Below are 9,979 nucleotides of genomic sequence, written 5' to 3'. Positions count from 1 at the left end.
TCGCTGTCGTGGTCGCCGACCGGCGTGGTGGCGGTCTCGCCGTACTCCCGCAGCTCGAACAGCGGGTTGGGGGGCAGGACGTCGACCGGGTGTCCCGGCGGCTTCGGCGGGAGCCGTTCGTCCAGCTCGGCGGGGGTGACGACGGCGGGCGGGGTGCCCTTGGCGGGCGCGGCCGTGATGTCCAGCTCGTCGATGCGCGACACGAGCGTCTCGGCGGGCCTGACCTCCGGGAACTCCAGCACCCTCATCAGCCGCGAGCCCGGCCGGGTGATCCGGCGCATCGCCGCGGACACCGGCGCCGCCGCGACGCGGCTGCGCGCGACCTTGAACCCGACCGCCAGCTTCTCGCCGGAGTCGGGGAGGGCGGAGAGCGTCCCGGACGTGCCGGAGAGCGCCTCGGGCCCGCGGGAGAGCGCCGCGGGCAGGCGTTCGATCACGCGGCCGTGTGCGGGCGCGGTCAGTGTCAGCGTCCTGGCCGAGGCCGGCGGCGGCGGCTCCGCCGCGGCGCGCGCACCGGTCGCGGCGGGCGGGGCGGCGGGGAGCTCGAAGTGCTTGTCGTGCAGGCGGTTGCCGACCTCGCGGGCCAGCTGCGCCGCCCGGATCTTCTCGTTCGCGCGCCGGGCCTCGCCGAGCTGGTTCCAGGCGGCGGCCATCAGCTCCTCCTGCCGCTCCTGGACGACCTGCGCCCCGAACTGCGCGGCGACCCGGAAGCGCGGGTCCAGGTTGAGCCGGTGCACCCAGTTGCGGAGCACGGCGTCGCCGACCGGGTCGCCCTTCGCGTCGATGAGCAGCTGCGGCGTGAGCGCGTGCCAGCGCCCGTACAGCGGCGGCGTGATCACCGGGTCGGTCTGCGCTTCCAGGGCGGAGACGCTCGCCGCGAGCGCGGTGTTCGCCGTCGCCGCCGGCTGCCGCTGATACGCCTCGGCCAGGTTGATCAGCCCGGCCATCGCCTCCTGCCATTGGTTCGGATACTGCGGCGCGGGCGGCGGACGCAGCTTGTAGAAGTTGTCCCAGTTCTCCCAGTCGTCGGGGTGCTCGTCGGAGCCGGGCAGCTGCAGCGCGCCGCCGAGCCGCAGCACGCCGTCCGGCTGGGTCGGGGTCGTGACGCCGGGCAGGCCGAAGCCGGGCGGGCGGTGCGCGTCCATGTCGCGGCGGCCGACCGGCTCCTTGGCCTCGAACGGCTTCAGCAGCCGGACGAGGTACTCGAAGTCGCCCGCCGAGCCCGTCGTGAACGACCAGCGGTGGTAGTAGGGCAGCTGGCCCGTGGCCACCTCCTGCGGCACGCCCCAGCTCGGCGTCATCGCCGCGATCGCGCCCGGCTCGATGCCGAGCCCCGCCCGCCGCCCGGTCTCGAACGCGGGCACCAGGAACGCGTCGTAGGACGTCTTGGGCGACAGGTGCCGCGGGCAGATCACCCGGGAGCACGCGCTGTCCGGGGCCTCGCGGAGCACGCGGCCGAGGTTCGCGAGCGCCGTCCCCATTCCGGCGGGATCGTCGACCGCGAGCGGGACGTCGAGCTCGCCGTTGACGTGGACGTGCGCCCACGCCCCCAGCTCGCCGGGCGGCTGCAGCGCCCGCGGGTCGGTGACGGTGATGAACGGCAGCGGCCGGTCCGGCAGGGCGCCGTCCTCGAACTCCGTATCGGCGAGGACGACCAGGGCGAGCCATGGCGCCAGCCGTTTCGTGGCGCCGTCCGGCGAGGCCGGGCTGTACCGCCACGGGAGGACCTCGTCGTAGAACTCGATGTGCGGCAGGAAGTTGGGCTCGAAGGTGGCGGTGTACGGCAGCGGTTCGACCCGCGAGATCGCCCGCGGGTCGACGCCGATGACGTCGCCGGGGCCGTACAGCTGGAGCGGCTGTTCGACCAGGCGGCTGGGCGGCTGCTCGCCGTCCTTCAGGGCGTCCCCGGTCAGCTTCAGCTCGACGTTGATCGTGGGCCGGGGCGCATTCCCCGGGGGCTCGGTGATCTGCGTCGTCAGGCCCGTCCGCAGCCAGGGCAGGAAGGAGTACGCGTTCGCGCTCACGAACCGCCCCCGCGCCGCTCGGACGTCTTGGTCAGTTCGGTGCCCTGGCCGGTGGCGGCGGCGAGCCCGGTACGGGCCACGCCGCCCACGACGATCACCTTGGCCCCGGACGCGGCGGCGGCGAAGCCCCACCGGCCCTCGGCGAGGCCGGGCACCGCCGTCCACGCGCCCGCGGAGTACTCCAGAGCGCTGCGGAATCCGGCCTCGTTGCGGACGTCGTCGGTGCCGCCGACCACCAAGACCTTCCCCGAGCCCAGCGGGACCGCGCGGTGCAGCGCCCGGCCCGCGGGCATCGGCGCGGTGTCCTGCCAGCTTCCCGGTGTGAGGGTGTAGACCTCGGCGGTGGCGCGGGCGAATGGGTCGAAGCCGCCGTCGCCGGGCGCCCCGGGCGCGCGGCCGCCGGTGACCAGCACGGTGGTGTCGGACAGCGCCGTCGCGGTGTGCGCGCTGCGCGGGCGGCGCAGGCTGCCGGTCGGCGTCCAGGTCTTGGCGTCGGTGTCGTAGAGCTCGCAGAACGCCAGCGCGGGGTCGTCGCCGGTCCCGACCGGGACGCTGCCGCCGCAGACCAGCACCTTCTTGCCGGCCTGGAGGACGACCGCGGTGTGCCCGGTGCGGGCGTCGGTCATGTCCTTGGCGGCGGTCCATGTCTCGTCCGCCGGGTCGAACAGCTCCGCCGAGCGCACCGCCATCACCGCGCCGCCCGGCCTGGTGGTGCTGCCGCCCGCGACCAGGACCTGGCCGTTCGACAGCAGGACCGCGCTGTGCCCCCAACGTCCCGCGGCCATCGGATGCTTGGTCGCCGTCCACGTGCCCTGTGCCGGGTCGTACAGCTCGGCGGTGGCGAGCGCGGGCGCGCCCGGGCCGCCTCTGCCGCCGGTGACCAGCACCTTTCCGCTCGGCAGCAGGGTCATCGCGTGGAGCTGCCTGGCCGTGCCGAGCAGGACGGGCGCCGCCCACGTGTTCTGCTCCAGGTCGTACACCGCGCTCTGCCGGACGGCGGCGGACGCGGCGTCGGCGCCGCCCGCGACCAGCACCTTCTTGCCGTCCTTGAGCACCACGGCGGAGTCGTGCTGGCCGAGCCAGCTCACCGACGCGGCGTAGTCCGCGGCGGACGACCACGCGTCGGCGGCCGCCAGTGTGGCACTGGTCATCGCGTTGCACCCTTCGTCAGGGGTCGTCAGGGGAGGTAGATCTCGGCGGTGGCGGCGAGCTCGGTGGGATCGGGCCCGGGCGCGGCGGCTCCGGCCAGGGCCAGGCCGCCGGCCACGAACACCCGGCCGTCCGCGAGGTCGACGGCCGGGAAGTCCCAGCGGCCCGTGCCCAAGGAACCGGCGGCCGTCCAGGTGCCGGAACCCGGGTCGAAGACGACGACGTCGCGGTAACCGCTGGTCGGGCGTGGCCGTCCCGTGCCGCCGGCCACGACCACGCCGGCGGGCGTCCGGACGCCGCGGTGCCCGCTGCGTCCACCGCCCGGCATGTCCGCGACGCGGGTCCAGGTCCCGGTGACCGGGTCGTACAGTTCCGCCGAGGCCAGGCTGTCCGGGCGGTACGGAACGGCCGGAACCGCGTCGCCTCCGGTGACGAGCACCCGGCCGTCGCCCAGCAGCGTCGCCTGGTGGCCCTTCCGCGGGACGAGCAGGCTGCCGGTCGGCGTCCACGATCCGGTCTCCGGGTCGAAGAGCTCGCAGAACGAGAGCGCGCGCTCGCCCTCGCCGGTCGGCAGCGCGCCGCCGATGACGAGCACCTTGCCGTCGATCGGCACCGCCTGGTGGCCGGTGCGGGCGCAGCTCATCGGCGCGACCTCGGTCCATTCCAGGGTCCCGGGATCGAGCAGCTCGGCCGACGCCAGCGCGGCGCCGCGGGCTCCGGCGCCGCCCGCGACCAGCAGCCGGTCGCCCGTCGCCGTGGCGGAATGCCCCGACCTGGCGGTGTTCAAGCTGGTCTGCGGGGTGCTCCATACGGCGGCGATCGGCTCGAACACCTCGAACGAGGCCAGCGGCGCGTTGCCGGCGCCGAGCCCGCCCGCGGCGACGACCCGTCCGTCCGCGAGCTTCGTCGCCGTGTGCCGCCGCCGGGCCGTCTTCAGCGGCGGGGTCGCGTCGGCCCACGTCCCGGCGATCGGGTCGTACACGGCGGCGGCGGCCACGGCCTTCCCCGCGGTGTCGGCGCCGCCCGCGATGAGCACCTTGCCGCCGGTCAGCCGCACCGCGTCGGCGCCCGAGACGGCGGACGGCGGCGGGTTCGCCACCGTCCAGGTCCCCGGCTCGGCCGCCGCGCCCCCGCCGGCCTCGGCCTGGGGCAGCACGTGCAGCTGCCCGGCCAGGGTCGCGTCGGCGCGGATCCAGTCGGCCATGGCGTCGGCCGCGGTCGCCGCGCTGCGGAAGCTGGACGTGGTGGAGCCCGCCGTCGCGGGCGGGAACGCCTGGCGGTTGTTGCGCCGGTACGCGACGACGAAGCGGTCGCCGGTGACGCGCACGGTCTCGTCCGCCGCGAAGGGCTGCCGCAGCCGCGCCTCCCGCTGCGAGATCGGCGACCGGGCGGTGCTGCTGCCGTCCAGCAGTTGCCCGAACACCGCCGGGGGCGGGCTGTAGAGCTTCGGCGCTCGGGGTGCCGCTGCCGCTGCCGCCGCCTGCCCGTTCGCGGCCGTGGCCGTGTGGGCGGTCGTCGCCGGACGCGGCGGCCTGCTGTCGATGATGTGCAGCTCGTACCGCGCGCTGCGCCGGACCACCCGCGGGGACGCGATCGCGCCCTTCTCGGCGGTCAGCTCGATTCCTGCGTCCTGCTTCTCGTACGCGGGACGCGACAGCTTCGCGGCGTCGTCCATGTCCTGGAACTGGGCCATGGCGAACTGGTCGTCGGTGTCCGACACCCGCTCCAGGCCGCTGCCCCGTACCGGCGCGACGGTGAACCGCTTGCCGTCGCTCGGCCGCTGCGCGCCGACCCGGTCGATCCGCACGCCGAGCGGGACGGCCCGCTGATGGATGAACAGCGTGCCGAGCGGATGCAGCACCAGCTCGTCGCCCGCGGGCAGCTGGCGCAGCGTGACCAGCGGGTTGGCGCCGCCCGCCGGGAGCCGGGTCTGCCAGCCCTCGGGCTTGCGCACCTCGCGCTCCAGCAGTTCGAGCACCGCGACCGGCGGCAGCGTGGTGGCGCGCTCCTCGCCCCAGGAGATGTCGAAGTCCGCGGAGATCTCGAAGAACAGCAGGGAGATCGAGCCGCGGCCGTGCGCCCGCCACGCGTTCGGCCCCTCCAGCTTGAAGCGCAGGTCGATGCCGAACAGGCCGACCCCGAACGCCTTCAGCGAGACGCCGGCGGAGATCTCGATGACGAACGCGAACGGCGAGAACCGGAAGAGCGCGTCGAACGCGAGGTGCCCCTCCAGGCCGAAGTCGTCGAAGCCCAGCCGGATCTCCGCCTTCGCGCCGAACTGGGCCGTGTTGCTGGTGACCGCGAAGTAGCCGGACACCCGGATCAGCCGTCCGGGGGCGTTCAGGATGTCCATCGACACCCGGGGCGGGATCGGGAACGGCAGCGGCGGCGGTTTGAACGACGGGTGGAACCCGCCGACCGAGAGGACGAAGTCGGGATTGTCCCCCATGTCGATGAGGAGGCCCATCCCGCCGTCGATGGTGATGGTCAGGATGCGGGAGTCGAACAGCTGCGCGTAGAACCACAGCCGCGACTTGTCGGCCTCGAACGCGCCGATGAAGTTGACCTGGAGGACGAGCAGCGCCACGTCCTGGCTGGGCAGGGCGCACTTGAGCACGCCGAGGATCGCGATGTTGCCCGGCGGGATCTCCACGATCAGCCCGAGCGAGACGCTGACCAGGGTCGGCGTGCCCCAGCCGATCTTCGCCATCGGCCCGACGAGGAACCGGCCCTCCTCCGGCGGGAAGAACTTGCGCAGGTCGCTGACGATCCGCGGCGCGTTCGCGATCACGTCGCGTGGGAACATCACCGACTCGACGGCCCCGGTGACGACCCCTTCGACGAGCGCCGCGAGGTCCATCCGGCGGTTCAGCCCGAGGATGCCGCCGACGCCGAGCAGCGTGAACCCGAACCCGAGTTGGATCCCGCCCCCGCCGAACTCGGCGGTCAGCACGATCAGCAGCGAGAACCCGGGCCGGCCGTCCGGCATCCGGGTGGTGATCAGCCCGATCGCCTTGACCTCGATGAACCCGGCGAACTCCAGTTCCAGCGCCCCGGCGTACTCCCCGCGCTCCGGGTCGAAGGACAGGTACCCGCCGCCCGCCACGATCCCGGCGTCGATCGCCAGGCCGACGCCCTTCGGCGGCTTGAACCCGAGCGCGAGGTCGACCGGGCCGAGGTTGCCGCCCCCATCCGGGAAGCGCGGCGTGGCGACGATGCCGACGCGCTCGACCGACGCCTTGACCGGCCCGAGCGCGCCCTTGAAGTCGGCGGAGACCTCGATCGGCAGGGAGCCGTCGGTCGGCAGGCCGACGCCCAGATGCAGCGTCGTGATCTCCAGGGGGCCGAGCTTCATGTGCAGGGGCAGGGCGAGTTCGAGCGTCTCGCTGCCCTCCAGCTGGAGGCCGGACGACGGCGTCCACAGCAGGCGCAGGTCGAAGTCCGTCTCCAGCTTCGCGCCGACGAGCTTGCCGATGAAGCCGTCCGCTCCCGACAGGTCGATGACCAGGCGGCCGCCGGTGAGCTCCACCTGGGCGGACGGCTCCGCCGTCGCGGTCCCGCCGAGGCCCGCCCGGGCCTTGAGCGACAGCGCCAGGGTCGCCGTCTCGATGCTCAGGCCGCCGATCCTGGTGTCGCCGACCAGCATGATCGGCTCACCGGCCTTGCCGGCGGTGAACGCGGCCGTGACGCTGAACGCGGCCGAGGGCGCGCCCTCGGGGGACACGATCGTCATGTCCAGGGTCGGTGAGACGCGCACCTCGGAGGCCGCGGCGAGGGCGCCGTCGACGCTGACGGTTAACGCGGTGCGATCGCCGAGCGGGAACGTCTCCGTCGCTTTGCCCGCGATGCCGAGCCGCATCGGGAACGCGAGACCGCCGTCGCGCACGCCGACGATGAGCGCCGGTCCGATGAGGACGGCGCCGACTCCACCCGCTCCCGTGGTGATGTAGGAGCGGGCAAGGCGGTCGTCCCCGGTGTCCAGCAGCTGGACGAGCAGCTCGAACAGCACTTTCCCGTCGAAGCCGGGCGTGCCGAGGCCGTAGGCGTCGCGGAGCACCGACCGCGGATCCCCGAAGAACCGCCCGATCCGGTCCCAGTGGATCGTCCAGGAGAAGTGCGGCGGGAACATCGGGTCGGCCGGATCGCCGGGGTCGTCGCGCCCTTCGAGCAGCCCGGACGCGGCGAGGAACATCGTGACCTTGGGCAGCCGCACGCGGAGCCGGTCGACGACCAGGCGGGTGATGATCAGGCCGGGCAGGTCGTCCAGCAGCGCCTGCGCCCGGGCGCGCTGCTCGGGCGTGATCGCGGACGAGTTCAGCGCCGCGTTCACGCCGTTCTCCACGCTCGCCAGCCCGGCCAGGACCGTGCCGATCCGCTGCGCGACCGCCGCTCCGTTGGCCGTGATCCCGATGCCGTCGTCGGTGTCGATCGCCACGTTGAGCGCGGTGACGAAGTTGCCGAGGTCGGCGACCGCGCGGGCCGTGTCCGCCGCTGCGCCCGCGACCCCGGCGAGCGCGTCGTGGTCGATCGCGACGCCCAACTCGACGAGCATCTCGCCCGGATCGGCCAGGGCCTCGGCCAGCGGCCGCAGCGCCTCGCCGATCAGCGCGGCGACCCTTTCGAACGTTCCCGCCTCGCTCATGGCGTGACCGCCGGGGTCGCCGCCAGCGCGGCGGCGGCGTCGAGCTTGCCCGCGCCCCACACCGCGTTGGGCAGCTCGAGCCCGGGCGGGATCTGGTCCTTCTTCGTCGTCGCGGCGAGGATCCGCTGCACGTCGCGGTACGTCAGCGTCGGGTTCTTCTGGAACATCAGCGCGATGACCCCGGTCACGTGCGGCGCGGCCTGGCTCGTGCCGGAGAAGATCACGTGGCGTTTGAGCAGCCAGCCGCCGAAGCGGGCCCTGATGTCCTGCGGGTGCGTCTCCTGCGAGACCGCGGCGGAGATGATCCGCCGACCGGGCGCGACGAGATGGGGCCGGACGCGATCGGGCGGCACTCCTGACGCGCTGTCGAGGCCACGGCTCGAACTCTCCGCGATCGAGCCGTAGGCGCTGAAGTTGCTGCCCGGCTCGGACACGTAGGCGCCGACCGCGACGACGCTGCGTGCCGTGGACGGCGATTCGACGGTGTTGTCGGTGATGATGTCGCCGAACGCGAACCGCGGCCACACGTCGATGTTCTCCCGCTCGACCCACACGTCGACCGCCGCCGCCGCGCCGCCGATCTCGTGCAGCTCGATCTTCCAGATCCCCTTGCGCACGGGACCCTTGAGCGACACGTCGATCTTGCGCTTGCCGTTGTTCGGGTCGGGCTGCGGCGGTGACACGACGGTCGCGACCGGCGTGCCGCCGATGGAGATCACGCTCTGCTGGCCCGGCTGCGTCCACGCGCTCGGGGTCGACCGCGGCGGCGTGAGGCGTAGCTCGATCCGCGCCGCGCCGTCGTACCAGAAGTAGAGCTGGTCGTCGACGCGGTCCTCGGACAGCCTGCTCCCGTTGGGGAAGACGATCTCCTCGACTTCGAGCCGGAACGACAGGTTGGCGAACGCGTTGATGTTCTTGCGGCTGTGCCTGCGGGTGTCGCCCTCGTTCCCGGCGGAGACCACGATCGCCCGCCCGGGGAGGGGATTGCCGCTCGCGTCGTGCATCAGCTTGTCGATCGCCAGCTCGAGCGCGGACGTCCCGTCGCGCGCCCCCTCGTGGGTACCGAAGCTCATGTTGATGACGCAGGGGACGCCCCCGGGGCCGCGCTGCGCCGCGAGCTGGTGGAACAGCGCGACGGCCTCGCTGACGGCCCTGCTGGAGACGAGCGTGGCCGAGTTGGCGAAGACGATGTCGGCCTCGGGCGCGACGCCGACGAACGTGAACGGCGCGAACGGGCCGTCCCTTCCCGACCCGTTGCCCGCGGCGATACCGGCGACGTGCGTGCCGTGGTCGAACTCGGCGTTGGTCCAGATTTCGTCGATGAGGTTTCTGGCGACGACGTTGGCGACGGCGGCCTCGTCCCACCAGACGCCGTAGTTGAACCCGGCGGGGAATCCGAACTGGCTCGGCGGTTTCTGTCCCGGCTTGGGAGTGGAGAACTGGTCCCAGTAGCCGATGATGCGCGATTTCGGCGGCGTCGTGTTCGGCACGACGAACGTCGGGTGGGTGACCGTGAGCCGGTTGTCGATGACCCCGACGAGCACGCCTTTCCCGGTGAGGCCGGGCACGCCGCCCGCGTTGTACGGCGGCGAGCTCGCACGGAGCGCGGTGGCCTTGACCTCGCCCATGCTGCGATCGATGTGCAGGTGCGTGCGCGCCGACGCGGCGATCCAGCGCACGCCTTCCGTCGCCGAGAGCCCGGCGACGTCGGCGAGGGCGACCGACCCGCTGACGAGATCGCCGTTGACATGGCCGGGTTCGAGGCCCGCTTCGGTCATCCCCTTGACGTCCCCGTCGAACGTGACGAACACGTCGATGCGCTCGTCCGGATCCGCACCGCGCGTTTCCCAGTCGACGAGGGCGCGCAGCACGTCGGCGTCGCAGTTCGGGCAGGTCGTGGGAGCCGACGTCGAAGTGACGACCTCCGAGGGAGCAGTGGTCACGCCCGGCCTGCCGTTGATCGCCATGACAACCCCTTAGCTCGCGCCCGCTGGCAAGGTGTCACAGAACCTCACTGAATTAACAGACCGTGGCCAGTCCCGGCCTCTCCGTAGCCCTCCCCCTGGACCCTCGAACCGGCCCATGAGGTGCACCGACATTGAATTGATCTCACGAGAAGCGGCGCACCGAGCCCGGGCGGGCGGGTCAGGGGCGGGGACCGGCC

General features: G+C 73.3%; 4 protein-coding genes. All 4 read right to left on the bottom strand.

From position 1 onward, the window contains the following. Positions 1–2,024: hypothetical protein (locus tag E1264_RS34420; protein ID WP_207936597.1), on the bottom strand; the 2,024-nt coding region annotated here is incomplete at its 3' end. After that, positions 2,021–3,175 (bottom strand): kelch repeat-containing protein, encoded by a 1,155-nt coding sequence (locus tag E1264_RS34415; protein WP_132180324.1) that lies wholly within the window; start codon positions 3,173–3,175, stop codon positions 2,021–2,023. The genes E1264_RS34415 and E1264_RS34420, both read right to left, overlap by 4 nt. 26 nt (positions 3,176–3,201) lie before the next feature. Beyond that, complete coding sequence (locus E1264_RS34410; RefSeq protein ID WP_132180322.1) at positions 3,202–7,815, bottom strand: DUF6603 domain-containing protein; 4,614 nt, start codon at positions 7,813–7,815, stop codon at positions 3,202–3,204. Beyond that, positions 7,812–9,782 carry a S8 family serine peptidase gene (locus E1264_RS34405; RefSeq protein WP_132180320.1) on the bottom strand — a complete coding sequence of 657 codons (1,971 nt, stop codon included), beginning with the start codon at positions 9,780–9,782 and terminating at the stop codon, positions 7,812–7,814. The genes E1264_RS34410 and E1264_RS34405 overlap by 4 nt, the downstream gene beginning before the upstream one ends. Positions 9,783–9,979 lie beyond the last annotated feature (197 nt).

The sequence above is a fragment of the Actinomadura sp. KC216 genome (assembly GCF_004348535.1).
Classification (GTDB): domain Bacteria; phylum Actinomycetota; class Actinomycetes; order Streptosporangiales; family Streptosporangiaceae; genus Spirillospora.
Note: the sequence above shows the minus strand (reverse complement) of the source record. Positions and strands in the feature narration are given on the sequence as shown.